This is a genomic window from Brachybacterium alimentarium (genome assembly GCF_002332425.1).
Lineage (GTDB): Bacteria > Actinomycetota > Actinomycetes > Actinomycetales > Dermabacteraceae > Brachybacterium > Brachybacterium alimentarium.
Genome location: NZ_NRGS01000022.1, coordinates 178,143 through 204,899, shown reverse-complemented (window position 1 = coordinate 204,899; position 26,757 = coordinate 178,143). Strand labels below are relative to the sequence as shown.

22 protein-coding genes and 1 other RNA gene are annotated in these 26,757 nt (G+C 70.3%); 12 read left to right on the top strand and 11 right to left on the bottom strand.

The features are described 5' to 3' along the window. Positions 1–124: 124 nt before the first annotated feature. Together lpdA and sucB are read left to right on the top strand one after the other, a co-directional pair. Positions 125–1,528, top strand: coding sequence for a dihydrolipoyl dehydrogenase (gene lpdA, locus CIK71_RS13320; protein WP_096166158.1), 1,404 nt, complete (start codon positions 125–127; stop codon positions 1,526–1,528). A gap of 20 nt (positions 1,529–1,548) precedes the next feature. Next, positions 1,549–3,405, top strand: coding sequence for a 2-oxoglutarate dehydrogenase, E2 component, dihydrolipoamide succinyltransferase (gene sucB, locus CIK71_RS13315; RefSeq protein ID WP_096166157.1), 1,857 nt, complete (start codon positions 1,549–1,551; stop codon positions 3,403–3,405). Positions 3,406–3,499: 94 nt separating this feature from the next. On the opposite strand, the gene CIK71_RS13310 is transcribed toward sucB, so the two are convergent. Continuing rightward, positions 3,500–5,068: a hypothetical protein gene (locus CIK71_RS13310; RefSeq protein WP_141393727.1), complete on the bottom strand. Its 1,569-nt coding sequence runs from the start codon at positions 5,066–5,068 to the stop codon at positions 3,500–3,502. Between the two features lie 258 nt (positions 5,069–5,326). On the opposite strand from CIK71_RS13310, the gene lipB reads away from it, so the two are divergent. The 3 genes from lipB to CIK71_RS13295 are packed head-to-tail and all read left to right on the top strand — an operon-like array spanning position 5,327 to position 7,883. Next, a complete protein-coding gene (gene lipB / locus CIK71_RS13305) occupies positions 5,327–6,025 on the top strand; it encodes a lipoyl(octanoyl) transferase LipB (RefSeq protein WP_096166155.1) in 699 nt (232 codons plus the stop codon). 56 nt (positions 6,026–6,081) lie between these two features. After that, entirely contained in the window at positions 6,082–7,110 is a 1,029-nt protein-coding gene (lipA, locus tag CIK71_RS13300) for a lipoyl synthase (protein WP_420807332.1), read from the top strand. Between the two features lie 32 nt (positions 7,111–7,142). Next, positions 7,143–7,883 carry a DUF4191 domain-containing protein gene (locus tag CIK71_RS13295; RefSeq protein WP_096166153.1) on the top strand — a complete coding sequence of 247 codons (741 nt, stop codon included), beginning with the start codon at positions 7,143–7,145 and terminating at the stop codon, positions 7,881–7,883. Positions 7,884–8,176: 293 nt separating this feature from the next. On the opposite strand, the gene CIK71_RS13290 is transcribed toward CIK71_RS13295, so the two are convergent. Then, positions 8,177–8,611: an RDD family protein gene (locus CIK71_RS13290; protein ID WP_096166152.1), complete on the bottom strand. Its 435-nt coding sequence runs from the start codon at positions 8,609–8,611 to the stop codon at positions 8,177–8,179. Between the two features lie 194 nt (positions 8,612–8,805). Here CIK71_RS13290 and glnA point away from each other — a divergent pair, with 194 nt between their 5' ends. Next, positions 8,806–10,236 (top strand): type I glutamate--ammonia ligase, encoded by a 1,431-nt coding sequence (gene glnA, locus CIK71_RS13285; RefSeq protein WP_096166151.1) that lies wholly within the window; start codon positions 8,806–8,808, stop codon positions 10,234–10,236. Positions 10,237–10,395: 159 nt separating this feature from the next. On the opposite strand, the gene CIK71_RS13280 is transcribed toward glnA, so the two are convergent. From CIK71_RS13280 to CIK71_RS13270, 3 genes are read right to left on the bottom strand one after another with little or no spacing between them, the layout of a single operon-like run. Then, on the bottom strand, positions 10,396–12,051 hold the full coding sequence (locus CIK71_RS13280) for an ABC transporter permease (protein WP_096166150.1): 1,656 nt from the start codon (positions 12,049–12,051) through the stop codon (positions 10,396–10,398). Continuing rightward, a complete protein-coding gene (locus CIK71_RS13275; protein WP_096166149.1) occupies positions 12,048–12,989 on the bottom strand; it encodes an ABC transporter ATP-binding protein in 942 nt (313 codons plus the stop codon). Before CIK71_RS13275 ends, CIK71_RS13280 begins: the two co-directional genes overlap by 4 nt. Further along, positions 12,986–13,618 carry a TetR/AcrR family transcriptional regulator gene (locus CIK71_RS13270; RefSeq protein WP_096166148.1) on the bottom strand — a complete coding sequence of 211 codons (633 nt, stop codon included), beginning with the start codon at positions 13,616–13,618 and terminating at the stop codon, positions 12,986–12,988. Before CIK71_RS13270 ends, CIK71_RS13275 begins: the two co-directional genes overlap by 4 nt. A 147-nt stretch (positions 13,619–13,765) precedes the next feature. On the opposite strand from CIK71_RS13270, the gene CIK71_RS13265 reads away from it, so the two are divergent. Further along, positions 13,766–15,010, top strand: coding sequence for a sensor histidine kinase (locus CIK71_RS13265; protein ID WP_158541865.1), 1,245 nt, complete (start codon positions 13,766–13,768; stop codon positions 15,008–15,010). Continuing rightward, the gene (locus tag CIK71_RS13260; RefSeq protein ID WP_096166146.1) at positions 15,007–15,630 is read left to right on the top strand and encodes a response regulator; all 624 of its coding nucleotides are present in this window, start codon (positions 15,007–15,009) and stop codon (positions 15,628–15,630) included. The genes CIK71_RS13265 and CIK71_RS13260 overlap by 4 nt, the downstream gene beginning before the upstream one ends. Before the next feature lie 16 nt (positions 15,631–15,646). Here the strand turns inward: CIK71_RS13260 and CIK71_RS13255 are convergent, their stop codons facing one another. From CIK71_RS13255 to CIK71_RS13240, 4 genes are all read right to left on the bottom strand, one after another. After that, on the bottom strand, positions 15,647–16,564 hold the full coding sequence (locus CIK71_RS13255) for a PD-(D/E)XK nuclease family protein (RefSeq protein ID WP_096166145.1): 918 nt from the start codon (positions 16,562–16,564) through the stop codon (positions 15,647–15,649). Between the two features lie 145 nt (positions 16,565–16,709). Beyond that, on the bottom strand, positions 16,710–19,820 hold the full coding sequence (locus CIK71_RS13250) for a bifunctional [glutamine synthetase] adenylyltransferase/[glutamine synthetase]-adenylyl-L-tyrosine phosphorylase (protein WP_096166144.1): 3,111 nt from the start codon (positions 19,818–19,820) through the stop codon (positions 16,710–16,712). 95 nt (positions 19,821–19,915) lie between these two features. Continuing rightward, entirely contained in the window at positions 19,916–21,253 is a 1,338-nt protein-coding gene (locus CIK71_RS13245) for a glutamine synthetase family protein (RefSeq protein ID WP_096166143.1), read from the bottom strand. Positions 21,254–21,390: 137 nt separating this feature from the next. Further along, positions 21,391–21,999, bottom strand: coding sequence for a hypothetical protein (locus tag CIK71_RS13240; protein WP_114306270.1), 609 nt, complete (start codon positions 21,997–21,999; stop codon positions 21,391–21,393). Between the two features lie 268 nt (positions 22,000–22,267). Here CIK71_RS13240 and panB point away from each other — a divergent pair, with 268 nt between their 5' ends. Next, positions 22,268–23,095, top strand: coding sequence for a 3-methyl-2-oxobutanoate hydroxymethyltransferase (gene panB, locus CIK71_RS13235; protein WP_096166141.1), 828 nt, complete (start codon positions 22,268–22,270; stop codon positions 23,093–23,095). An 81-nt stretch (positions 23,096–23,176) separates the two neighbouring features. On the opposite strand, the gene CIK71_RS13230 is transcribed toward panB, so the two are convergent. Further along, positions 23,177–23,371 (bottom strand): hypothetical protein, encoded by a 195-nt coding sequence (locus tag CIK71_RS13230; RefSeq protein ID WP_096166140.1) that lies wholly within the window; start codon positions 23,369–23,371, stop codon positions 23,177–23,179. A gap of 37 nt (positions 23,372–23,408) precedes the next feature. Between CIK71_RS13230 and map the strand changes: the two genes are divergently transcribed. Both map and ppgK read left to right on the top strand, forming a co-directional pair. Continuing rightward, on the top strand, positions 23,409–24,296 hold the full coding sequence (map, locus tag CIK71_RS13225; RefSeq protein ID WP_096166139.1) for a type I methionyl aminopeptidase: 888 nt from the start codon (positions 23,409–23,411) through the stop codon (positions 24,294–24,296). 175 nt (positions 24,297–24,471) lie between these two features. Continuing rightward, positions 24,472–25,329, top strand: a complete 858-nt coding sequence (gene ppgK / locus CIK71_RS13220) for a polyphosphate--glucose phosphotransferase (protein WP_096166138.1) — start codon at positions 24,472–24,474, stop codon at positions 25,327–25,329. A 135-nt stretch (positions 25,330–25,464) separates the two neighbouring features. Here the strand turns inward: ppgK and rnpB are convergent. After that, an RNA gene (rnpB, locus tag CIK71_RS13215) (RNase P RNA component class A) lies at positions 25,465–25,828 on the bottom strand. Positions 25,829–25,968: 140 nt separating this feature from the next. On the opposite strand from rnpB, the gene CIK71_RS13210 reads away from it, so the two are divergent. Next, complete coding sequence (locus CIK71_RS13210; RefSeq protein ID WP_096166137.1) at positions 25,969–26,748, top strand: YaaA family protein; 780 nt, start codon at positions 25,969–25,971, stop codon at positions 26,746–26,748. Positions 26,749–26,757 lie beyond the last annotated feature (9 nt).

The window sequence follows — 26,757 nt, the reverse complement described above, 5'->3', positions numbered from 1 at the left end:
AACATCTGGTCGAGCGGGCCTGTCAGCGCCGCCTGGTGGCCTAGCATGGGTCACGCAGGCGGCGCCGTCGGCCATCCCGGTCAGCGCGTGCCGCGGAGAAACGTTTACACCGAGGAGCACACAGGTGGCGGATACAACCACTGACCAGTTCGACGTCGTGATCCTGGGCGGTGGCAGCGGCGGCTACGCGGCCGCGCTGCGAGGTGCCCAGCTCGGCCAGAAGATCGCGCTCGTGGAGAAGGACAAGCTCGGAGGCACGTGTCTCCATCGCGGCTGCGTCCCGACCAAGGCGATGCTGCACGTCGGCGAGCTCGCAGACGCCCCGTCGGAGGCGAAGTCCGTGGGCCTGGACCTCACCCTGAACTCCATCGACGCCGAGAAGGTCATCGGCTTCAAGGACAAGATCGTCTCGCGCCTGTACAAGGGCCTGCAGGGGCTCGTGAAGTCCTCCAAGGTCGAGTACGTCGAGGGCTTCGGCCGGCTCACCGGGCCGAAGACGGTCTCTGTGGAGACCGAGGGCGGCACGCGCGAGCTCAACGCCAAGAACATCATCCTGGCCTCCGGCTCGTACTCGAAGACCCTCCCGGGCATCGACCTGGGTGGGCGTTTCCTGGATTCCGAGACCGCGCTGCAGCTGCCGGAGATCCCGAAGAACCCGATCATCCTGGGCGGCGGCGTCATCGGCGTCGAGTTCGCCTCGGTGTGGAAGTCCCTCGGTGCGGACTCCGTGACCATCGTCGAGGGCCTCCCCCGTCTGGTCGCGAACGAGGACGAGTCGATCTCCAAGTCGCTCGAGCGGGCGTTCAAGAAGCGCGGCATCACCTCGTCGCTCGGGGTGTTCACCGAGAAGGCCGAGCAGACCGACACCGGCGTCACCGTCACCCTCGCCGACGGCACGGTCCACGAGGGCGACTACCTGCTGGTGGCCGTCGGCCGCGGGCCGAACACCTCGGGGCTCGGCTACGAGGAGCAGGGCATCGAGATGGATCGCGGCTTCGTGCTCGCGAACAAGGAGACGCTCGAGACGAACGTCCCCGGCATCTACGCCGTCGGCGACATCGTCCCCGGTCTGCAGCTCGCCCACCGCGGCTTCGCCCAGGGCATCTTCGCCGCCGAGCGCATCGGCGGCCTGAACCCCGCGCCGATCGTCGAGTCCGGCATCGAGCGCATCACCTACTGCGAGCCCGAGATCGGCTCGGTCGGCCTCTCCGAGAAGCAGGCCAAGGAACAGTTCGGCGACGAGGGCATCCAGTCCTACGAGTACAACCTCGGCGGCAACGGCAAGTCCCAGATCCTCGGCACCACCGGCTTCATCAAGCTGGTGCGCGAGAAGGACGGCCCCATCGTCGGTGTCCACATGATCGGTGCACGCACCTCCGAGCTCATGGGCGAGGCGCTGCTGATGGTCAACTGGGAGGCCTACCCCGAGGACGTCGCCTCGCTGATCCACGGTCACCCCTCGCAGCACGAGGCCATGGGCGAGGCCGCTCTCGCCCTCGCCGGTAAGCCGCTGCACGCACACGCCTGAGTCCCCAGAGGAGAACACCCATGTCTGAATCCGTGAAGATGCCGGCTCTCGGCGAGTCCGTCACCGAGGGCACCGTCACCCGCTGGCTGAAGGCCGTCGGCGACACCGTCGAGGTCGACGAGCCGCTGCTCGAGGTCTCGACCGACAAGGTCGACACCGAGATCCCCTCGCCCGTCGCGGGCACCATCGAGAAGATCCTGGTCGAGGAGGACGAGGACGCCGAGGTCGGCGCCGATCTCGTCGTCATCGGCGATGGCTCCGGCTCCGACGATGCCGGGTCCGACGACTCCGGTGCCGAGGACTCCTCCGAGGAAGAGGCTCCTGCTGAGTCGGACTCCGCGGGAGAGTCCGAGGGCGAGGATCTCGCCTCCGACGAGACCACCGCTCCGTCCACCGACGCCCCGGCCGACTCCGCGGAGTCGCCTGAGTCCGACGAGTCCTCCGACGAGGGCTCCGAGGGCGGGAGCGCCTCCGGCGAGGACGTGACCATGCCGGCTCTCGGCGAGTCCGTCACCGAGGGCACCGTCACCCGCTGGCTGAAGGCCGTCGGCGACACCGTCGAGGTCGACGAGCCGCTGCTCGAGGTCTCGACCGACAAGGTCGACACCGAGATCCCCTCCCCCGTCGCGGGCACCGTGCTCGAGATCAAGGTCGATGAGGACGAAGATGCCGAGGTCGGCTCCGTCCTCGCCGTCATCGGCGACTCCTCCGCTGCGTCGGCGAAGTCCGAGAAGCCCTCGGCTCCGGCCCCGAAGGCCGAGGAGGCCCCCGCGAAGGAGGAGCCGAAGAAGGACGAGCCGAAGAAGGAAGCTCCCCAGGAGACGCCGAAGGCCGAGGCGTCCAAGGCCGAGGCCCCCAGCGCTCCCGAGCAGACGTCTCAGGAGCCCTCTGCCCCGGCGGCCGCTCCGAAGGCTGCGGATTCCGTGACCGGCGCCGAGGCGTCCGGCTACGTGACCCCGCTGGTGCGGAAGATGGCGGCAGAGGCCGGCATCGACCTGTCCGGTGTCTCCGGTTCCGGCCTGGGCGGTCGCATCCGCAAGCAGGACGTGCAGCAGGCGATCGACGCGCAGAAGTCCGCTGCGTCGGCCCCGGCCCCGGCCCAGGACGCCCCGGCGCCCTCCGCTCCGGCTGCGGCCCCGGCCAAGGTCGAGGTCTCCCCGCTGCGCGGCACCGAGGAGAAGATGAGCCGCATCCGCAAGGTGACCGCCAAGCGGATGATGGAGTCCCTGCACGGCCAGGCGCAGCTCACCACCGCGGTCGAGGTCGACATGACCCGGGTCGCGAAGCTGCGCGGCCGGGCCAAGGACGCCTTCGCCCAGCGCGAGGACGCGAAGCTCACCTTCCTGCCGTTCATCATGCAGGCCGCCGTCGAGGCGCTGAAGACCTACCCCAAGGTCAATGCGTCCATCGACGACGACCTGATCAAGTACGCGGCCTCCGAGAACATCGGCATGGCGGCGGACACCGAGCGCGGCCTGGTCGTGCCCGTGATCAAGAATGCCGGCGACCTGAACCTGGCGGGCCTGGCCCGGCAGATCGGTGACCTCGGCGCTCGCGCCAAGGGCAACAAGCTCACCCCGGACGACCTCCAGGGCGCGACCTTCACGATCACGAACACCGGATCGGGCGGTGCCCTCTGGGACACCCCGATCGTGCCGAGCCCGCAGGTCGGCATCCTCGGCTGCGGCACCATCGTGAAGCGCCCCGCCGTCGTGCAGAGCGCCGAGGGCGACGACGTCATCGCGATCCGTTCGATGATGTACCTGTTCCTGTCCTACGACCACCGTCTGGTCGACGGCGGCGACGCCGCGCGTTTCCTCACCTTCATGAAGAAGCGTCTCGAGGACGGCGCCTTCGAGGCCGAGCTGGGACTGTGACTCCCTGAGCCTGCGCACGCAGGCAGTCGACGAAGGGCCTGCTGCCGGAAGTCCGGCGGCAGGCCCTTCTCGCGTCGACGGCGACCCCGTCCTCTCAGCGGGCCGCTCCCTCGTCCCCGAGGACGGCCTGGTGCAGCGAGCTCGACGCTCCTCCGGCGGCCTCCCCCACGGGCACGCTGCTGGCCACCAGCCAGCGAGTGCCGTCCCACTGCAGCGACAGACGGATCTCGACCTCGGCCGAGGCCGGCACGGTCTCCGCGGCGCCCTCCTTCCCGCTGGCGGCCTCCCGGACCGAGTACGTCTCGGTGGACGTGATGACGAGCAGCTCCGCGGTGCCGTCCTCCACGGGGCCCTCGAGCAGCGTCGCCTCGTGGATCACCGGACCTCCGCCGTCGATGGTGAGGCTCTCGTAGGCCCGCCGCACGTCGTCGTCCTCCCGAGAGGCTGCGCTCCCGGGCACAGCGACCGACCGGCTCGACAGACCCGTGACATAAGCGTGTCGCGAACCGGCGAGCTCTGCGGCCAGTGCCCAGGGGTCCTCGATGACAGGCGGGGGCGCGGGAGCGGAAGCCGACGGCGGCTGCGGCGCGTGCGGAGCCGGCCGGTCGGTGACCGCATCGGTCCCGTCGGGCGCGAGCGCCAGCCAGGATCCGGTGCCGATCACCACTCCGGCCAGGACGACCGCGCCGGCGCTCAGCACCGCTCTGCGTCGCAGCCCCCGACCAGCACGTGCCGCTCGCGATCCCTCGGGCGGACCGCCCGCCCCGGGTCGCCGCCGCACACCGGCGCCCAGGAGACGCCCCGGCCGAATTCGTCGCTCAGGATGATGAGGAGGAAGGGGGCCGAGAGGCCGCAGCCGCGCCATGGCCGTGCGCGATCCGGACCGCCCCGTCGTCGGCTCCTCCCACGGTCCGTCCCCGTCCTCTCCCCTGCGCGGCGCCCATTCCTCGTACCGCCCCGAGTCCCCATCACCGCCCCAGCCACCGTCGCCGGATTCTCTGCCGAACCGATCCCGGTCGTCGTGCCGTGCCGGTTCGCCCGGCCCGAACCTCCCGCTGGACAGCGCGGGATCAACGGATACCGCGGCGAGGTCCGCAGCGTCCGGCCCGGACCGCGGCCCGGTGCGCGCCCGCGTGACGTCGGTGTCGGGGAGGGGCTGCTCGCAGGCGTGGACGCGACGACGCAGGGTGCGCTCCTGATCGTCGAGCACCGAGTCCACCCAGGCGCGGTCCGCGTGCCGATCCGCGAGCTGCTCGCTCGGCCGCAGCCCCCGCAGGTCCCGCAGCACCACGCTCCCGTCGGCGCGGCGACCGAGGCCCTCCCCCGGCGCTGCACCGAGAACCCACCCCCGCTCGTGCACCTCGTCGATCAGGGCATCGAGCTCGTCGCGCACGTGAGCGACCGCTTCGCGCTCCGCCGTGGCCGGGGGCCCCGCCTCGGCCGAGCGCCGCCCACCACGGCGATGGAGAGCAGGAGCGCTCTCGCGGACGTAGCCGTCGTCCTCGACGGTGAGGATCGTGGGGACGGTCCGGAGGCCGGCCACCTCCTCGAGGGCCGCGAGCAACTGCATCTCCGCGCGGGTCTGGAGTCGCCCGGCGGGGGTGAGGCCGTGCACGGCCACCGCGGAGCGGCCGTCCCCGCCGTCGACCAGCTCTTCGAGCACGTCCTCCGTGCACCGCAGCCGCTCGCCCGGATCCTGCGACTCGGAGCCGTCCTGCCTGCACCCATCGTTCGCCGGACCGGGCCTGCCCTGGGGTTCTCGGAGAAGAGCGCGACGCCGCGCGCGACCGCCGAGCGGTGCAGGTCCCCGCGTGAATCGTGCGTCGTCGAAGTCGTCCATGGGCAGAGTCAACCCCACCGGCGCCGAGGCCCCTCGTGGTCGTCCACAACGCACTGGTCGCAGCGGGAGTAGCCTGGCGCAGTGCTCGATGTGATCCGACTCGGTTTCAGTGAACCCCTCCCCGGCGGCGACCGCCATGAGGAGTTCTCCCTGCCTGCGGGCCCTGTGGACTATCGCGCGGCATGGGCGTTGCAGCGGCGGATCCACGGGGAGGTCGTGGCCGGAGACAGACCGGATACCCTCCTGCTGCTGGAGCATGCACCGGTGTACACGGCCGGAAAGCTCACCGAGGATCACGAACGCCCCCGTGACGGGGCCGAGGTGATCGACATCGACCGCGGCGGGAAGATCACCTGGCACGGTCCGCAGCAGCTCGTGGGCTATCCGATCGTCCGCCTCCCGATACCGATCGACGTCGTCGGATTCGTCCGGGACCTCGAACGGACCCTGATCGACGTCTGCACCGAGGTGGGGGTTCGAACCGTCCCGCTCGAAGGCCGCAGCGGGGTCTGGGTGGCGCCCGAGAACGCCCCCGCTCGCAAGGTGTGTGCGATCGGGCTGCGCGTCTCGAAGCGCGTCACGATGCACGGCTTCGCGCTGAACTGCGCGAACGACCTCTCCTGGGCGCACAACGTCATCCCCTGCGGGATCGACGATGCCGGGGTGACGAGCCTCAGCCAGGAGGCCGGTCGCCGTATCGCTGTGGCCGACGTCGTCGACCACGCCGCCGAGGCCCTTTCCGACCTCGTGGCGCACCGCACCTCAGCCCCCGCGGTTTGAGGCGCGCCGGGCGCGCTGCGCTCGATACACTTCCGAGAACACCGAACGTAGGAGGCATGAGGGTGAGCGTTGTTCCCGACGGCCGTCGCATGCTGCGCGTCGAGGCGCGCAACGCCGAGGTCCCCATCGAGCGCAAGCCGGAGTGGATCAAGACCCGCGCCGTGATGGGCCCCGAGTACAGCGCGATGAAGAAGCGCGTGCATGGACAGGGCCTGCACACGGTCTGCGAAGAAGCAGGCTGTCCGAACATCTTCGAGTGCTGGGAGGATCGTGAGGCGACCTTCCTCATCGGCGGTGACACCTGCACACGGCGCTGCGACTTCTGCAACATCGCCACGGGCAAGCCGCTCGCGATCGATCCCATGGAACCGTTCAAGGTCGCCCAGAGCGTCAAGGAGATGGGGCTGCGCTACTCCACCATCACCGGTGTCGCGCGCGATGACCTCCCCGACGGCGCCGCGGGTCTGTTCGCGCAGACCTGCCGCCAGATCCACACGATGAACCCTGGGACCGGGGTCGAGCTGCTGATCGACGACATCAAGGGCAACGGCGAAGCCCTCGAGCAGGTCTTCGATGCCCAGCCGGAGGTGTTCGCGCACAATCTCGAGACCGTTCCGCGGATCTTCAAGCAGATCCGTCCGGCCTTCCGCTACGAGCGGTCGCTCGACGTGATCACCATGGGCAAGGACGCCGGCATGATCACCAAGTCCAACCTCATCCTGGGCATGGGTGAGACCACGGACGAGATCATCGAGTCGATGCAGCGCCTGCACGATGCGGGCTGCGACATCCTCACGATCACCCAATACCTGCGCCCCTCGAAGCTTCACCACCCCATCGATCGCTGGGTCAAGCCAGAGGAGTTCCTCGAGCTGTCCCACACCGCCGAGGAGATGGGATTCCTCGCGGTCATGGCGGGACCGATGGTGCGCTCCTCGTACCGCGCCGGAAAGCTGTGGGCGCAGTCCATGAGGAAGCTCGGCCGCGAGATCCCCGAGAATCTCCGCCACCTCGACCAGAACCAGCCAGCACGTCAGGAAGCCGCGAGCGTCGTCGCCCGCCGCAATCAGGCCGCCGCGAGCTGACGCCCGCGCGCCCCCGAGAGGACCCATCGAATATGGCCCGCAAGAGCGAGAGCAAGCCCGCCAAGGGCGACAAGAAGTCCGACGGCCCGAAGAAGCCCGGCCGCCTCAAGCAGATGCTCGAGGTGTTCAAGTACACCCAGGAAGTCGACCGCACCACCTTGCCGTGGATGATCGGCGCCGTGGTCATCGCGATCATCCTGGGCGTCCTGCTGAGCTGGCTGGTGCTCAACAGCCCCTGGTACGGCATCTTCCTGGGCATCGCCGTCGGTCTGCTCGCAGCCATGCTGATCCTGGCCCGCAAGGCAGAACGGGCAGCCTTCAGCCGCATCAAGGGCCAGTCGGGTGCACCCCTGGCCGCGATGCAGTCCATCCGTCGGGGCTGGGACGTGGCCGAGGAGCCCGTCCAGGTCGATCCGCGCAGCCAGAAGATGCTGTTCCGCGCCTCCGGCCGCGCTGGGATCGCCGTGGTGGCCGAGGACTCCTCTGCGGTCTCGATGAAGTTGCTGGAGAAGGAGCGTCGCAACATCCGTCGTGTGCTCCAGCACGAGAATGTGCCGATCCACCAGATCGTCGTCGGCGACGGTGAGGGCGAGGTGCCGCTGCACAAGCTGCCCAGTCACATGACCCGGATGAAGCGCGTGCTCACCAAGGACGAGTCGGCTCAGGTGAGCCGTCGGCTGACCGCGCTGCACCGCTCGATCCGGCAGTCCGTGCCCAAGGGCGTGGACCCGATGAAGGCACGCCCCAACCGCAAGGCGATGCGCGGCCGCTGAACCGACAGCACCCTGCACGAAGCCCCCGACCGGTCCACGGACCGTTCGGGGGCTTCGTGCTGCGAGGGGCCGCCTGATCCATGCGCTGCCCGCGTTCCGTTCCCCGGGCCGGGGCGGGCCGAGAGCGGCCGTTATCTTTTCGATACCGACGTTACCTCATCGTGACATTAACCATCGATGCAGGTCACAGAGAATTTTTGGGGAGCGAGATCCGGGAGCCCGGCGGGCTCGGCGGTACGACGAGCAGACGGCTTCAGGGGCGGCCAGCGGTGCGCTCACGGCCTGCGTGCCGGTCAGACGGTGACGACTGCCGTCCCGGCGACGGTGTCGTGCAGGGGCTGGCCGTCCTTGGTCCAGAAGCACGCCGGAAGGATCAGGAGCATCGCCGCCGTGCGGACCAGCGCGCGCACGATCATCGGGGTGCGGCCCCGCACCGGATGCACCCGCACCCGCAGCACGAACTGCCCGGGAGTGCCCCCGAAAAGGCTCAGGAACAGGACGTTCACTGCCACGAAGAGGACGAGGTTCACCATCGCATCGGACTGGAAGGCGAGCGCGGAGATCACCATGCACAGCCCCCAGTCCAGCAGCAGCGAGAGGGGCCGGCGCCAGAAGGGCGCCACCGCACCGGGGCCCGTCCCGGGCAGGCCCAGGGAGGAGCCCTTGACGTAGTCCGGGGCGCTCGGGGCGCCGTCCATCCACGAGCCGAGGTCCTTGCGATCGATCACGGGGGGCACCTTAGTGCGTGCGACTGGGAGGGGCCCTGTGCCCCGTGCCGACGTGCGGCACGGCATAAGCTGGACCCAACGAGTCCCGCTCGGGTCAGCAGTCCCCGGATCGCTGGCCGCCGGCGCTCCGATCGGTGATCGCCCTACGGGGACACTCAGCACAACACGCACCTCACGGTGCGGATGGAGGAGATGTGTTCAACAATCCCAGCGAGGTCGTCAAGTACATCGAAGAGGAGGGTGTCGAGTTCATCGACATCCGTTTCTGCGACCTTCCCGGCATCATGCAGCACTTCAACGTGCCGGCCAGCACCTTCGATGAGGAGGCGATCGCGACCGGGCAGCTGTTCGACGGCTCGTCCATCCGGGGCTTCCAGGCGATCCATGAATCCGACATGAAGCTCGTGCCGGATCTGGAGACCTCCTACCTGGATCCGTTCCGCGAGCGCAAGACCCTCATCATCAACTTCTCGATCGTGGATCCGTTCACGGACGAGCCGTACTCCCGCGATCCCCGTACCGTCGCCTCGCGGGCCGAGGAGTACCTGCGCTCCACCGGCATCGCGGACACCGCGCTGTTCGCGGCGGAGGCCGAGTTCTACATCTTCGACGACGTGCGCTTCAAGACGGGCGTGAACTCCGGCTTCTACAGCATCGACTCCGACGAGGCCGTGTGGAACACCGACCGCGACGAGTCCGAGTACGGCGGCAACCAGGGATACAAGACGCGCCTCAAGGGCGGCTACTTCCCGGTCCCGCCGAACGATCAGATGGCAGATCTGCGCGACGAGATCTGCGCCGTCCTCGAGGAGACCGGGCTCCAGGTCGAGCGCGCCCACCACGAGGTCGGGACCGCGGGACAGCAGGAGATCAACTACCGCTTCAACACGCTGCTGCAGGCTGCGGACGACGTCATGAAGTTCAAGTACGTCGTGAAGAACACCGTGTGGGATGCCGGCAAGACCGCCACCTTCATGCCCAAGCCCCTGTTCGGCGACAACGGCTCGGGCATGCACACCCACCAGTCCCTGTGGAAGGACGGCGAGCCGCTGTTCTACGACGAGCGCGGATACGGTGGCCTCTCGGACATCGCCCGCTGGTACATCGGCGGCATCATCGAGCACTCCCCGTCGCTGACCGCGTTCACCAACCCCACCGTGAATTCCTTCAAGCGTCTGGTGCCCGGCTTCGAGGCACCGGTGAACATGGTCTACTCCGCTCGTAACCGCTCGGCCGCGATCCGCATCCCGGTCACCGGTGCCTCGCCGAAGGCCAAGCGCGTCGAGTTCCGTGCGCCGGACCCGTCGGCGAACCCGTACCTCGCCTTCGCCGCGCAGCTGATGGCCGGCATCGACGGCATCCGCAACCGCATCGAGCCGCCCGAGCCGATCGACAAGGACCTGTACGAGCTTCCTCCCGAGGAGCACAAGCAGATCAAGCAGCTGCCGGAATCCCTCGGGGCCGCACTGGATGCCCTCGAGGCCGATCACGACTACCTCACCGAGGGCGATGTGTTCCCCGAGGACCTCATCGCGACCTGGGTCGAGCTGAAGCGCACCACGGAGATCGATCCGTTCCGCTTCCGACCCCACCCCCACGAGTTCGAGCTCTACTACGACATCTGAGCCCTCGACCGCACGACGGTCCTGAGCTCACTGCCCTCCGGGCCGCGCTCAGCACCGTGAACGGCCGGTCCGACCTTCGCCGCCTGCGGCAGGGTCGGGCCGGCCGTTCCGGGTGATCGGGCCTCCTCGACGGGAGGGCGGTGACGCCGCTGCGGGCGCTCAGCCCGCGGCGAGGTCCCGGCGGCGCAGGCCCCACAGCCCGACGAGCACGAGCAGCACGGCGAGGACGCTCATCCCGGCCAGCGCAGAGACATCCAGATCGGCATCGGGCACGAGCGGCACATGGCGCAGCGGGGAGATGCTCCGCACGACGTCGGGCAGATCCAGCAGATCTCCGAGGAAGGTGTCGATTGCGGCCCAGATCACCAGCAGCCACGCCACTCCTGCCAGGCGCAGGCGCAGCCCGTACAGCGCCACCGTGACGGCGCCGGCCAGCGCGATGGCGGGAAGCGCGGCGAGGGCGGCCAGCGGCATCACGGCCAGCCAGGACGTCTCCCCTGTCGCCTGGAGCAGCCCGATGCCCAGACCGAGCCCGAGGAGGAGCTGGACCACGGTGGTGCTGAGCGCGACCACGAGCACCCAGCGCACGGCCGTGGACGTGCGGGAGCTCCCGGCCATCAGGATCCCGGCGAGACGGCCCTCCTGCTCCTCGGTGCGCAGCCGGAGGATGCCGGCGACGATCAGGCCGAGAGGGCCGATCGCGAGCATCTGCAGCACGTAGGCCGCGAACGACGTCGTGAGATCGTCGAGATCCAGCGGCACCATGTCGCCGACGGCCGGGATCTCCGAGACCATGTCCTGGAGCGAGTTGGCGAGCGAGCCGAAGGCGATCGCGAACAGGAACAGCCCGACGGCCCAGGCCACCATCATCGGCGTGACCAGCCGGACCGCGAGGCCCGCAGGATCGGGCAGACTCCGGGTGGCGGTGGCAGGGCCGTGAGCGGCCGGTCGCAGCCCGGCGCCGACATCGCGCCGCCGCGAGAGTACTGCGGCGAGCCCCAGGAGGACCAGGATCGCTGCGAGGGTCACCGCGAGCGGCCACCAGCGCAGGTCGACGAAGAGACGGGTCTGCTGCGCCCAGGCGAACGGGGAGAACCACGAGAGCCAGGAGCCCTGGGCATCGACCACGTCCCCGATGCCGCGCACCATGAAGGAGACTGCGGCCGCCCCGAGGGCGAGCCCCGAAGCGCTGCCGGCATGTTCGGTGACCTGCGCGGTCAGAGCGGCGACGCCGCCGAAGACCATTCCCGTGAGGGCTGTCGCGAGGCCGACGGCCAGGGAATCGACCAGCGGGCCGCCGGTGACGAGCAGACCCAGCACCACCGAGACGCCGACCCCCGCGTTGGCGAGGGCGACCAGGAGCAGGGCGGCCGTGGGCGGGGCGGAGCGTCCCACCGGCAGGGCGCGGACGAGCTCCAGCCGTCCGGCCTCCTCCTCCGCACGGGTATGACGCACCATCAGAAGGATGCTCATGATCGCGACGGCCACCAGCACGTACAGCAGCAGCTCGTTGGCGACCATCGCCCAGAACGTGTAGTGGTCCAGCGCGAACGCCGGCCCGGTCATCATCACGGCCGACGGGTTCTCCAGCAGCGCGGCGCGTGCGTCCAGGGCCTGCTGGTCCGGGTAGACGCCCTTCATCGCGGCGACGGACGCCGCCACCGAGAGCCCGATGGCGAGGACCCAGATGATGATCTGGCGCCGCGAGATGCGGCCGTACAGCCGCAGCAGGCCGCCCAGCCCGGTCAGCGGGGAGACGGGTGCGACCTCGAGCGCGTGGGTCGGCCCGGAGGAGTGGCGGGTCGTGGTGGTCATGGCGCGGACCCGACCTGTCCGGTCACGGCCGCACCGTCGTCCTCGAGGTCATCTCCGTAGTGGCGCAGGAAGAGGTCCTCGAGGGAGGGCGGCGTGATGGTGAGGCTCCTCGCCTCCAGGGCGGTGAGGACGGGCAGCACGTCATGGACCGAGGCGTCGTCGACATCGAAGCGCACCCGGCTTCCGTCGCGGACCAGGTCGTGCACGCCGACGGTTCCCTCCAGCTGCGACGGATCGCCCTCGAACGTCGCCGCGACGGTGGAGCGCGTGAGGTGGCGCAGCTGCGCCAGGGTTCCGCTCTCCACGTCTCGGCCGGCCCGGATGATGGTGACCGTGTCGCAGAGCTTCTCCACCTCGGCGAGGATGTGGCTGGACAGCAGCACGGTGCGTCCGTCGGCTCGCAAGCGGGCGACCTCCTCCGTGAAGATCGCCTCCATCAGCGGATCCAGGCCGGAGGTGGGTTCGTCCATCACGTACAGGTCCACGTCACGGGAGAGGGCCGCGACCAGGGAGACCTTCTGACGGTTGCCCTTGGAGTAGGTGCGGCAGCGTTTGGTCGGGTCCAGCTCGAAGCGTTCGAGCAGCTCTGCCCGGCGGCGTCGATGGGCCTGCCCGCGCTCGGAGCGGGTGAGCACGTCGATGGCCTCTCCCCCGGTGAGCGTGGGCCAGAGGTTCGTGTCCCCGGGGACGTAGGCGAGTCTGTGATGGATCTGCACCGCCCGGGACCACGGGTCCATCCCGAGCACCTCGGCATGGCCTGACGTCGGGCGGAGGAGTCCGAGCAGGATGCGGATCGCGGTGGACTTGCCGGCACCGTTGGGACCGAGGAACCCCGTCACCTGCCCGGCGGGGACGGTGAGCGAGAAATCGTCCAGCGCGCGGGTGGCGCCAAAGGTCTTCGAGAGGCCGTCGACGACGACGGCAGCGGTGGTGGTCATGTGTTCTCCTCGGTATCGGAGGCGAGATAGGCGTCGAGCATGGAGCGATCGGTCAGCAGCGGGATGCTGTAGAGCTCGAGCAGCGGCGCGACCATCCGCTGGGTGTGCTGCCGCATCCAGGTCGGCAGCTCCGCCAGGTCGAGCGTGTCGCCGCGCCCGGGGAGCTGGAGGAGCAGGGCGCCCAGAGCCATCTCGGTGAGGACCCTGGCGCGTGCTCGCGGATCTCGGCTGGGACTGATGCTCCCTGCCCTCTCCCCCTCGGCCAGATAGTCCTCGGTCGCGTTCGCGAAGTCCTCGACCAGCTGGGCGGCCAGCGGCCCCCCGTCCTGGAGCCGTCGCAGCACGTACCCGGCCAGCGGCGCGTACTCCTCCGCCTGGGCGAGCTGCACCAGCAGCTCTCCGGAGCCGCCGGTGAGCAGCGTGGACTTCTCGCGGCGGGTCACCTCGAGGGCACGCTCATCGCAGAGGCGCAGGAGGTTCTCGCGGGATCCGAAGTGGTGGATGATCAGGCCCGCGCTCACGCCGGCGTCCTCCGCGACGCGCCGCAGGGGCGCGGAGAGCCCGTCGACGGCGAACCGCTGCAGCGCGGCGCGCAGGATCCTCTCCTCGCCGGGTGGATTCTCTCGCATGGCGTTCCTCCGGTGTTGTCGGGGGGCGGGCGGGTCGTGCTGGACGAGGGGTGACTGAACGCGTGTTCACTACGCTATACATGCGTTCAGTCATTGGCAAGGCCTCGGCGAGGCCTGATGCGGCCGATCCCGGATAGGGTCACGACCATGAGTGATCAGGCCCGCCTGCCGGGACGCCCCGAGGAGCTCGACAGCCACCTCACGGCCACCCCGTTCGCGGCATCCCTGCGCTGGGCGGTCCACGCGCTGGTCTATCTGCTGGTCATGCTGACGGCCGGCCTCGCGCTCGCGCCGCCGGCCTCGGGCCACGGCTGGGTCACCGTCGGGCTGCTGGCGCTGTTCACGGCCGTGTACTCGGTCGGAGCACGGCGGGCCCTGCGCCGGCCCGCCGGAGCCGACGGCTCCTGGCGCACCCTCAGCTATCTCCTGCCCAGCATCGTCATCTGGGCCTTCACGTTCGTGGTGGGACCCGACACCGTCTGGATCGCCTTCGGCCTGGACTTCGCGGTCCTGTACGCGCTGCCCCTGCTCGGCGGGCTGCTGGCGCTCGCACTGGTCACCGCGATCGCCGTGCTCGGATTCACCGCCTGGTCGCAGGTCCCTGCCGTGGGAGAGATCGCCGGCCCGATCATCGGGGCCCTGGTGGCGCTCGCCGTCGTGGTCACCGTGCGCGCCCTGCAGCGGGAGGTCGACAAGCGCACGCGACTGGCCCGCGAGCTCGCCGCCGCGCGCGACACCATCGCCGAGCAGACCCGGGCCGCGACCACCGCGGCCGAGCGGGACCGCATCGCCCGCGAGCTCCATGACACGGTCGCGCAGTCGAACCTGTCGATCCACCTCCTGCTGGACGCGGCAGACGCCGCCCTGGACCGGGACGAGCTCCCCGAGGCCCGTTCCCTGGTGCAGGAGGCTCGCGCGGCCGCCGCCCGGACGGGCGCCCAGACCCGCCGCTTCGTGGACGCCGCTGAACCCGACGTGCCCTCGGGGGCCGGACTGCGCGCCGAGCTGCAGCGTCTGGTGGACGATGCCGCACGGGTGGGTCGGTCCCGCGTGGAGCTGCGCTGCACGGCGGACGACGCCGAGCTCGAGGACCTCCCCCGCAGCACCAGCAGAGCCCTCGTGCGCCTGGTCGAATCGCTGCTCGCCAATGTCACCCAGCATGCCGAGGCGTCACGCACCATGGTGACGCTCGAGGTGGAGGGCGCCCAGGCCCTGCTGGACGTCGTCGACGACGGGCGCGGATTCCGGCCGGAGCAGGTGGCCGGCTTCGGCCTGCGTTCGGCCCGGGCCCGTGCGGCCTCCGTGGGCGGCAGCCTCGTCATCGAATCCGCACCCGCCAGCGGCACCGCGATCCAGGTGGCGCTGCCCTTACCCCAGGAGGACTCCCCATGATCAAGGTGCTGCTGGCCGACGACCATGCGATCGTCCGCCGCGGACTCATCGCCGTGCTCAACGCCGAGGCGGACCTCGAGGTGGTCGGGGACGCCGCCACGCCCCAGGAGGCCGTGCTGCTCGCACGCTCCACCTCCCCCGACGTGGTGCTGCTCGACCTGCAGTTCGGAGTCGGCCAGGAGCGGGGGACGGACGTCGTCCCCGCACTGCGGGCGGTGGCATCGCAGCCTTCCGTCCTCGTGCTGACCACGTACGACAACGACCAGGACGTCATCGCGGCGATGGATGCCGGGGCCGCGGGATACCTGCTGAAGGACTCCCCCGCCGAGGAGCTGGCGGCGGCGGTGCGCCGCGCCCACGGCGGTGCGGAGACCGTCGACGCCCGGATCTCGCAGCGCCTGCGTCGACGTGATGAGCGCACTGCTCTGAGCGCCCGGGAGCTCGAGGTGCTCTCCGCCGTGGCCGAGGGCCGCACGAACGCTCAGGTCGCGACGGATCTGTTCCTCTCCCAGGCCACGGTGAAGACCCACCTGGTGCACATCTTCGACAAGCTCGGGGTCACCCGCCGCACCGAGGCGGTCGCGCGTGCCCGGGCCGAGGGCATCCTGCGCCCCGAGTGACCGGGAGGCGCGGGGATCAGCCCAGCGCGTCCATCCCGCCCTTGGCCCGCAGCAGCGACAGCAGCAGGTCCTTGGGTCCGGACGATGCGCCGAGCGCGCATTCCTCGGGCACGAAGCCCCACGCGCTGCGCAGGGAGCGGAAGACCTCGAATTCTGCGTCGCCGGTGCGCAGCGGCACAGCCTGGTAGCCGCCCGCCTCCGGCAGATGGATGATGAACGCCCCGGTGATGTCGGGCATCTCCCGCAGGCTGCCGTCGTCGTCCAGCAGCTGCTCGGCGCGGCAGACCGCGACGCCCTGGAGGGCGTAGTCCCCGCGCACCTTCTTGGAGGTCTTGATGTCGGCGCTGAGCACGGTGTTGCCGATCCGCACGATGGCATCGGTGGTGCCCGCATAGCCGACGGTGTGGTTCACGACCGTCTGCTCGATCTCGAGAAACTCAGGCTGGTAATCCTCGAGGAAGCGGCCGTAGCCGTCCAGGCGGACGTCGGCCCGCGCGATCAGCGCCTGCGGGTCCTTCTCGGCCGCGAAGGCACTCTGAGAGCTGCGCATCTCCTCGGCGATCTCGCCGACCTGCGCCGGGGTGGGTCGGGTGCCGCCGGTGCCCCAGAGCTCGCAGGCGGCATGGACGAGCGTGCCGAAGTCGGCGGCGCTGCGGGTGTATTCGGGAGCGGCAGCGGCGATCCGCTTCTGGGTGCCCCACTTGTCCCGCGAGACCCGGGAGATCTCCGCGGCGGCGCGACCCGGGTTGCGGTCCAGCCAGGAGTACATCTCCAGCGCCCTCTTCGAGGCCATCGTGGCGTACCAGCCCTGCAGGTGGTCCTTCGCGCGCATCCCGGCGACGTTGGTGATGGAGGGGTACAGCAGCGGGCCGTCGGGCTCGAGACGGTACATGCGGCCGCGCGGGGTGTCGGCGCTGAGCTTCGGACTGGTCATGTCTCCTCGGGAGGGCGCGACGGCGCAGAGTAGGGAGCGGGGACGGGCTACACGGTACGTCGTCGCTCGGGCACGGTGCCGCCGCGCCCGGAGGACGCGCCGCAGGGTCCCGCCGGATCACACCGGATCCGGCCGACGGCAGCGTTCATTCCTCGACCCCGAAGATGATCCGCTCGGCGATGCTCCGGGCACGGCGGGTACGACGGAGATAGCGCTCCTCGAGGTCGGAGGCCGTGGAGTCGTCGCCGTCGATCAGCCAGGCGAGAGCGCGCAGGTCGATCCGGTCCGAGGGGAGCACGTCACCCTCGCGGCCCTTCCACAGGAAGGTTCCGCGACGCACCTGCCAGGCCAGCGTCCAGGCGTCGGTGAGCTCCCTCGCCTCGCGGGCGGTGATGATCTCGGCCTCGGCGGCGGCCTCAAGCTGGGCCAGCGTGCGGGTCGTGCGCAGCCCCTCGACCTCGAAGGCATGCTCGAGGGCGATGACCTGCGCGCTCCACTCCACGTCGGTCATGCCGCCGCGGCCCAGCTTCACCTGCCGCGAGGGATCGGCGTTGCGCGGCAGCCGTTCGGACTCGACCCGGGCCTTCATGCGGGTGATCTCGCGGCGCGCGTTCTCGTCGATCCCGCCGCGGGGGTATCGATGGCGGCCCATCTCCTCGTGCAGAATATCCGCGACGGCCTCGCTGGCCACGACCGGGCGGGCGCGCAGGAGCGCCTGCTTCTCCCAGGTCTGGGCATCTCGTCGGTAGTAGTCGATCCAGGCCTCCAGGCTCCGGGCCAGCGGACCCATCCTGCCCTCGGGCCGCAGATCAGCGCTGACCTTCATGTCGGCGCCCGCTGCGGGCGCGTTGAGGATCCGCTGGGTCTGCGTGGCGACGGCGATCGCGATCTCCCCGGTGGCGGCGCCGGCGCCGCGGTCGATCGCGAGGAACTGCACGTCCGCATCGGAGGAGTACCCCATCTCGCGGGCGCCGAAGCTGCCCATCGCGAGGATCGCCATCTCCAGTCCCAGCGCGCGGGCCGGATCGGAGCGTCGCTCGCGCAGTCGTCTGGCGGTGTCGACGTCCACCTCGTCGACCTCGTCGAGGGTCTCGGCGTCGTCGTCGACCGCATCCCGCTCGAGCGCCACGACGTGGAAGGCGACGAGCAGGCCCGCCTCGAGCACGGCTTCAGCGAGGTCGGTGAGCGCCCCGGCGACCTCACGCGGCGAGGCCACGCCGGTGAGGTGCGCGAGGGCGATCCGCAGCAGCTCCCGGCTGCGGGTGCGGCGCAGGACATCCCGGGCCACGTCCACGGAATCCACCCGCGAAATCACGGCGAGGAACTCCCGGCCCAGCACGTCGCGCGGGAGCGGCCGCAGGTGCTCGTCGCGAGCCAGCCAACGCACGGCCTCGGGGATCTGCTCGAGCTGCTCGCCCACGAAGCGGCTGGCCGAGAGCACGCGGGTGAGGCGCTTCGCGGCGAGACCGGAGTCGCGCAGCAGGCCCAGGTACCAGTGGGCCGAGCCGATGGCGTCGGAGAGCCGACGGAACGAGAGCAGCCCGAGGTCCGGGTCGATCCCGTCGGCGAACCACTCGAGCATCGCCGGGAGCAGCTGACGCTGGATCTTCGCGCGCCGGGAGATGCCCTCGGTGAGCGCGGAGATGTGGGTCAGGGCGCGGGCGCCGTCGCGATAGCCGATCGCGGTGAGGCGGGCGGTCGCGGCCTCGGGGCTCAGCGCGATCTGGCCGTCGCTGAGCTGAGAGGCGGTCACCAGCAGCGGGCGGTAGAAGATCTCCTCATGGAGCTGGCGCACGCGCCGTCGGGTGCGCTGGTAGGTGCGGTGGAACTCGTCGGTGCCCATCCCCATGGTGCGTGCGAGCCGGCGCAGGTCCGTGGCGGCCGTGGGCAGCACCTGAGTACGGCGCAGCCGGTGCAGCTGCAGCCGATGCTCCACACAGCGCAGGAAGCGGTAGGCGGCGTCCATCTCGATGACATGGTCACGGGAGATGTAGCCGTCCTCGCCGAGTCGGGCGAGCGCTTCGAGAGTGGACCTGCTCTGGAGGCGGTGGTTGGCGCGACCGTGCACCATCTGCAGCAGCTGCACCGTGAACTCGACGTCACGCAGCCCGCCGGGCCCGAGTTTGAGGTTGCGGTCGGCCTCGCCTCGCGGGATGTGGGCGACCACCCGTCGGCGCATCGCCCGGGTGTCCTCGACGAAGCTGTCGCGGGTGGAGGCCTGCCACACCCAGGGGCCCACCATCTCCTCGAACCGGGCGCCGAGCTCGAGGTCACCGGCTGCGGCGCGGGTCTTCAGCAGCGCCTGGAACTCCCAGGAGTGCGCCCATTCGGTGTAATACCGCTCGTAGGAGTCCATCGTGCGCACCAGCGGGCCGTCCTTGCCCTCGGGCCGCAGGTTGGCGTCGACCTGCCACAGCGACCCCTCGGAGGTGCGGTCCGAGCAGGCGCGCGCCAGCTCACGGGCGAGGGCGGAGCCGATCACCACGAGCTCCTCCTCGTCGACCTCCTCCCCTGCGACCGCGCTGCTCGGCGCGACGACGTGCATGACGTCCACGTCGGAGATGAAGTTCAGCTCCCGAGCACCGGTCTTGCCCATCGCCAGCACGCACCAGCTGACCTTCTCGTGCCCCTCCACGGCCGCACGGGCGATCGCGGAGGCGGCGTCGAGCGCGGCGTCGGCGAGGTCGCTGATCGCCGCGGAGACCCGCGGCTGCAGCGCGGTGGGATCCGGGGCGACCACATCGGCCGCTGCGATCTGCACGAGCCGCTCGTGATAGGCCACGCGCAGGGCGTCGCGCATCTCCCGAGCGCCGTCGGAGGCGACCGGGGTGTCGGCCGACGGATCGGCGCCGACGGCCTGCAGAAGGTTGCTGCGCACCTCCGTCGCCGGAAGCTCCAGCTGGTCATCGCCCTCGCGCAGGGCCTCGAGCCGATCGGGATGGCGGGCCAGGAAGTCCCCGAGCGCCACTGACGTGCCCAGCAGGCGGATCAGGCGGTCGCCGTGGCTGCCCGCGGTCCCCACCGAGGCGAGGAAGTCGTCCCTCAGCGCGGAGTCCCCGGCCTCCTCGGCAGCCTCCGCCAGACGCAGCAGGCCGAGCACCGCGTCATCGCCGTCGGCCGTCGCCCCCAGGCGTGCCGCCGCTCCCTTGCCGAGCGCTGCGAGCACCGGCTCCGCGAGGAAGCGGTGCACCCGATCGGTGCGGCTGAACCCCAGTCGGGCAAGGGCGCCGGTGGTGGCGGGCGGCTCCGTCGTCATGACCCTGCTCCTGTCTGCTCGCGACCCTGGTCCCGCTCCGACTCCGGCTCCTGATCCCGATTCTGATCCTGCTCCCACTGGTGCTCGGTCACGGCTCAGACCCTGCTGAAGGTCGAGTCGAGCTCGTGATCGGTCACCTGCTCGCGATAGCGCTCCCACTCCTGCTTCTTGTCACGCAGGAAGAACTCGAAGACCTGCTCCCCCAGGGTGCGGGCCATCAGCTCGGAGCTCTCGAAGCTCTCCAGCGCGCGGAAGAGGTCCGTGGGCAGGGGCTCGATGCCCATCGCCCGGCGTTCGCGCTCGGAGAGGTCCCACACCGCGTCCTCCGCTCCCTCGGGCAGCTCGTACTCCCCTTCGATCCCGGCCAGGCCGGCGGCCAGCAGCGCCGCGAAGGCGAGGTACGGGTTCGCCGCCGAATCCAGTCCGCGGAACTCGACGCGGGAGCTGGTCCCCTTGGTGGGCTTGTGGAACGGCACGCGCACCAGGGCGGAGCGGTTGTTGTGCCCCCAGCAGATGTAGCTCGGCGCCTCCTGCGCGCCCCACAGGCGCTTGTAGGAGTTCACCCACTGATTGGTGACGGCGCTGTATTCGGGAGCGTGGCGCAGCAGCCCGGCGATGAACTGCCTCCCTGTGCGCGAGAGCCCGTACTCCGCACCCGGCTCGTGGAAGGCGTTCTTGCCGCCCTGGAACATCGACAGGTGGGTGTGCATGCCGGAGCCCGGGTGCTCGATCATCGGCTTGGGCATGAAGGTCGCCACCTGCCCCATCGACAGGGCGACCTCCTTGACCACGGTGCGCAGGGTGATGATGTTGTCCGCGGTGGTGAGCGCGTCGGCGTAGCGCAGGTCGATCTCGTTCTGGCCGGGTCCGTTCTCGTGGTGGGAGAACTCGACCTGGATGTTCATCGCCTCGAGATGCTCGATCGCGGCCCGTCGGAAGTCCTGGCCCTGACCACGGTGGACGTGGTCGAAGTATCCGGCGCTGTCGATCGGGCTCAGCTGCTCCCCGCGCCGGTACGGCGCGTCGAAGAGATAGAACTCGATCTCGGGATGGGCGTAGAACTCCAGGCCCTTCTCCTCCGCGCGGGCGAGGGCGTCCCTCAGCACTCGGCGCGGATCGGAGGCGGCCGGTTCGCCGTCCGGGGTCAGCACGTCGCACATCATGCGGCCGGTCGCATTGGTGTCGCCGCGCCAGGCCAGCAGTTCGAAGGTGCCCGGATCAGGGCGCAGGATCATGTCCGATTCGTAGCTGCGGGTGAGTCCCTCGATGGTGGAGCCGTCGATCCCGATGCCCTCGGTGAAGGCGGTCTCGAGGTCCGAGGGGGAGATCGCGATGGACTTCAGGGTGCCCGCGATATCGCAGAACCACAGACGGATGAATCGCACATCGCTATCGGAGACCGTGCGGATGACGTCGTCGTGGAGATGTTCCATGCGCCCAGTGTGCAACACGGGACCCGTGGCCGCCGCTCCTCCGACGCAAGGGGCGGACGGACGGACGGGCGGCCCCACGTCGCCGTGGGGCCGCCCGTCCGTCCAGCAGCAGCCGATCAGCCTGATCGGCCGGAGGGTCACTGCGCGATGTACCACTTGCCGTCGTCGGCCTTGTGCATGTCGAAGTCCGCACCCTGCGCGGAGATCTTGATGGTCCCGTCGCCGTTGTCACTGGCCTCCAGGGCGTCCTCGGTGATCACGGCCACCATCTCCGGCGTGAACATGTCCATCATGCCGCTGGAGTCCATCGTGTCCGCGCACGCCGTGAGGACAGCGCCGGCTGCCGGTTCACCGGTGGTCGGATCGAGGACGAACCCGCAGGCGGCCTCCCCATCCTTCTCGCCGAGAGCCTCGAAGAACGCGAGCACCTGCTGCTTCGAGGCGTCCAGATCCGCATCGCTTACCTCACCGCCGGCGGCAGCGCCGTCCTCCTCCTCGTCCTCCCCGGAGCTGTCCTGCTCGGACTCGACCGCATCCTGGCCCTCGTCCGCGGCCTCTTCGCCCTCCTCGGCGACCTTCTCCTCCGAAGCGTCCTCGCCCTCCGCGGGCTGCTCCTCCCCGACAGCCGTGTCGTCGCCGTCGGCCTTCTCGTCGTCGCCGCCGGTGAGCCCGCCGCATGCCGCGGCTCCCGCGACCACCGCGAGGGCCCCCAGGCCTGCCGCCGCTCCCCGAACCGTCCTGCGCATGATCGAAGTCAAGATCCTGTCCTCCCTGATGTGGTCAGCCGGAGCGCTGACGAGAAGAAGAATGACGCATGGCGCTCCGACAGCGCCATGGGGAGAACTCCCCGCCCCCGTGGGGTCAGCCCTGAGGATCGGCCCCCGGCCACCTCCACCGTGGGGCGCGTGCACGGATAGGCTGTGTCCGCACGCATCGCGCACCCGAGCGGCCTTCGAGCCGGCGCGGGTCGCGTCAGTGCGTCCGCCCTTCTCCCCTCCCGTCCAGGAGCACATCGTGAGCACCCCCTCCGGAACCGGATCCGTCGGCCCCGCCAAGGTCCGGATCCGTCATCTGCACGACGCCAAGGATCGCGGACGGCCGTTCTCGATGCTCACCGCGTACGACCAGTTCTCGGCGCAGGCGTTCGAGGCCGCCGGGATCGACGTGCTGCTGGTCGGCGACTCGGTGGGCACGACGGTCCTCGGCCATTCCTCGACGACGGCCACCACGCATCAGGACATGCTCACCTTCACCGCGGCGGTAGCGCGCAGCGTGCACCGCCCGCTGCTGGTCGCGGATCTCGCCTTCGGCACCTACGAGACCGGGTCCACCGACGCCCTGCGCCACGGGGTCGAGCTGATCCGCGCGGGAGCCGAGATGGTGAAGCTCGAGGGCGGGAGGGCGATCGCACCGCAGGTGAAAGCCCTGGTCGACGCCGGCATTCCCGTCATGGGGCACCTCGGCTTCACCCCGCAGTCCGTCAACGCGCTGTCGGGCCACCGGGTGCAGGGCCGCGACGCCGCGGGCGCCGATCAGCTCGCCGAGGATGCGCTGGCGATCCAGGAGGCCGGCGCCTCCGCCGTGGTGCTCGAGCTGGTGCCCGCGCAGGTCGCCGCACGCATCACCGAGGTGCTGCAGATCCCGACGATCGGCATCGGTGCCGGCCCGGCCTGTGACGGCCAGGTGCTGGTGTGGCAGGACATGGCTGGTCTCTCGGACTTCCACGGCAAGTTCGTCAAGGCCTTCGCGGATCTCCGACGAGACCTCACGCACGCGGCCGAGCAGTACCGGGTCGAGGTCGCCGAGCGCTCCTACCCGGGACCCGAGCACTCCTTCGACTGAGGCGCTGCGCCCTGCGGGCCCGCACGCCGACGACACGGCCGCGGCCGTGTCGTCGGTGTCGATGGGGACCGTTCGGAGCTCTCAGGAGTCGGTCCCGCCCTCCCAGGCCTGGTCGTCCTGCTCCCATTCCTCGTTCCGGGCCTTCGCGGTCGACAGCGCCCGCTGCGCCGCCTCCCTCGTCGGGTACGGACCCATCAGGTCCGTGACCGGCGACTGCCGGCCCTCCTCCACCGCTCCGGTGCTGAGGTTGTAATAGAACTCCGTGCCCTCGGTCACGTCGGTCTCCTTCCGGGTCGATGAGAGACTGGTGGCTATGACTGTAGAGCAGGTGTGGATCCGTCCAGAAGGCCGCGAGCCCTTGGTTCCCGGCACGATCGGCCCCCGTCGCGCGGTGCCCGCGCGCATCGAGCGCCCCGAGTACGTCGGCAAGGACGAGGCGGTCTCGGATTCCGGTCCCCGTGTCCAGACGCCTGACGTGATCGAGCGGGTGCGGGAGGCGAGCCGCGTCGCCGCTCTGGCGCTGCAGGCCGCCGGTGAGGCCGCCGAACCCGGAGTGACGACGGACCACATCGACGAGGTGGTGCACGACGTGCTCGTGCAGAACGGGGCCTACCCGTCCACGCTCGGCTACCTCGGGTTCGAGAAATCCTGCTGCACGAGCCTGAACGAGGTCATCTGCCACGGAATCCCGGATTCCACCGTGATGCAGGCCGGTGACATCCTCAACGTCGATGTCACCGCCTTCCTCCACGGCGTGCACGGCGACACCAATGCCACGTTCGCCGTGGGCGACATCGATCCGCGCGCCCAGCAGCTGATCGACCGCGCCCACGAGTCCATGATGCGCGGGGTGAAGGTCGCCAGGCCCGGCCGCGAGGTGAACGTCATCGGCCGCGTGGTCGAGAAGTTCCTCGCCCGCCACGGCTACCAGTCTGTGCGGGACTACACCGGTCACGGCGTCGCCGAGGGCTTCCACAACGGTCTGGTCATCCCCCACTACGACTCCGCCCCCCTGTTCGACGACCTCATCGAGAAGGACATGACCTTCACGATCGAGCCCATGGTGACGATCGGTTCGCAGGAGTGGGAGCAGTGGGACGACGGCTGGACCGTGGTCACCAAGGACCGTGGGTACACCGCCCAGTTCGAGCACACCATGGTGATCCACGACGACGGTCCGGAGCTGCTCACGGTCGTCTGACCCTGTGCCCCTGCCCGGCGCCGAGGCCGATAGCGGCCGTCGGCGCCGGGAACCGACGGCGGACCCCGGTGCCGGGAGATCGCGGTGCCCGGTATCGTGACGGCACTGAAGGGGTCCGACGTCGGACCCTCCGCCCTGCGGGTCTCCGCCGGGCGCACCACGATCAGGAGTGGCGATGGCCAAGGCGAAGCACCGCACAGCATTCGGGATCGACATCGGCGGCAGCGGCATCAAGGGTGCCCCCGTGCATCTCAAGAAGGGCGTGCTCACCGCGGACAGGCTGCGGTTCGCGACCCCTCAGCCCTCGCGACCCGAGGCCGTCGCCGAGACCGTCGCCGAGCTGATCGGCTCGTTCGACATCGCGGACGGCATGCCCGTGGGCGTCACCTTCCCCGCGGTCATCCAGGACGGCGTCGCCCTCACCGCAGCGAACGTCGACGCGTCGTGGATCGGCACCGACGTGGATTCCCTGCTGACCGAGCGCACCGGCCATGACGTGTTCGTGGTCAACGATGCGGACGCCGCCGGTATCGCCGAGATGGAGTTCGGGGCAGGCCGCGACTCCTCCGGCGTGGTCATCGTGATCACCCTCGGCACCGGTGTGGGCAGCGCGATGTTCGTGGACGGGAAGCTGGTGCCGAATTCGGAGCTGGGCCATGTGCTCCTGCACGACGACGACGCCGAGAAGTACATGGCCAGCTCGATCCGGGAGAGGGAGGGCCTGGACTGGGAGACCTGGGCCGGTCGCCTCCAGGAGTACTTCGCCCACATCGAGTTCCTCTTCTCGCCCACGAGGATCATCGTCGGCGGCGGCGTCTCCAAGAAGCACGAGAACTTCCTCCCGCTGTTGGATCTGAAGACCGAGATCGTGCCGGCGAAGCTGCGCAACGAGGCCGGGATCATCGGCGCGGCGGTCCTGGCTCGCAAGGAGCAGAAGGCGCTCGCGAAGAAGGCCGAGGCGAGCGGCGACGAGCCGGACACGCACCGCGCGCACGACACGAAGAGCACGAAGGGCACGAAGCACGGCGCGTGAGCCGAGGCGGGGCGGGTGAGCCCGGGAGGGCTGCGACAAGTGCTGCGTCCGGGCCGGGGCCCACGGGGCCCGGAGCGCCGACGCCGCGCGTCCCGGGCCCGCGCGATGAGGCGCAGGCCCGGGGCGGGACGTAGGCGGACCAGCCGGCCTGTAAGCCGGGTTCTGTGATCGGCAGCCATCCCTCTCGGATCGCCGTTGCCGACGATCTCCAGCGGCCTACCCGGAAACTCGGGCCGGCGCCCTCGAACGTTCCCTGTCTGGCCTTGCTCCCGGTGGGGTTTGCCGTGCCGACCTCGTCACCGAGGTCGCGGTGGTCTCTTACACCACCCTTTCACCCTTACCGTCCGGCCCCGCAGGGCGCGGACGGCGGTCTGTTCTCTGTGGCACTGTCCCGCGGATCGCTCCGGGTGGGCGTTACCCACCACCGTGCCGGATGGAGCCCGGACTTTCCTCGGCCCCGGAGCGTGAGCCCCGAGGACGCGGCTGCCCGGCCGACTGGTCCAGCGAGCAGTGTACGCCGATGCCGGAGCCACGGCCCCGCTGCGCATCGTGCGTCGTGCCCCGTGACGTGCGGAACGTCTCTCCGCGGTGCGTCGTGCCGGGCCGTCCTCGGCGCCGTGCGGAGCGGAGAATGGAGGGGTGCTGATCCTGCTGCCGCCCTCAGAGACCAAGACCCGCCCGACGGCTGCGGACGCCGTCCCGCTGGAGCTCGCGGAGCTGGCCCTCCCGGAGCTCACCGAGGATCGCCGCACGATGCTGCGCGCGGCGCAGCGGACGGCCGCCGGGACGAACGCCGCGGCCCAGCTCGGGGTCCCGGCCTCCGCCCCCGAGCTCGTCGAGCGGATGGCACAGCTCGAGGAGGAACCGGCCGCCGCCCCGCTCACGGTCTACTCCGGGGTGCTGTACGACCAGCTGGACGCGGCGATCCCGTCCGCACCGGACCGTCAGGTGCTCGTGCAGAGCGCGCTGTTCGGTCTCGTCGACGCCGGGCAGGACAGGATCCCGGCGTACCGCCTCTCGGCGGGGTCGACGGTCTCCCGGCTGGGCAGGACCGCGACCTGGTGGCGTCCCCGCCTGGCCCCGGTCGCCGCGTCCCTGCACGCCCAGCTGGCAGCAGGAGATTCCCCGGTCGTGGTGGACAACCGCTCCGGCTCGTACCGCTCGATGATGGCGATGCGCAGCAGAGAGGGCGTCCGCGTGCTCGAGGTGTCCCCCGTGCAGGAGCGCGACGGGCGACGCAAGGTCATCTCCCACGATGCCAAGCGCTATCGCGGCATGGTCACCCACGCGCTGCTCGCGTCCGCGCACACTCCTGCCGGGGCCGACGAGGTCGTCGACGTGGTGCGCGCCGCCCTCGGCACCTCGCTGCAGGTCGAGCTCGACGGCGACCGGCTGGTGATCGTCGACCGGATCGCCTGACGACACCAC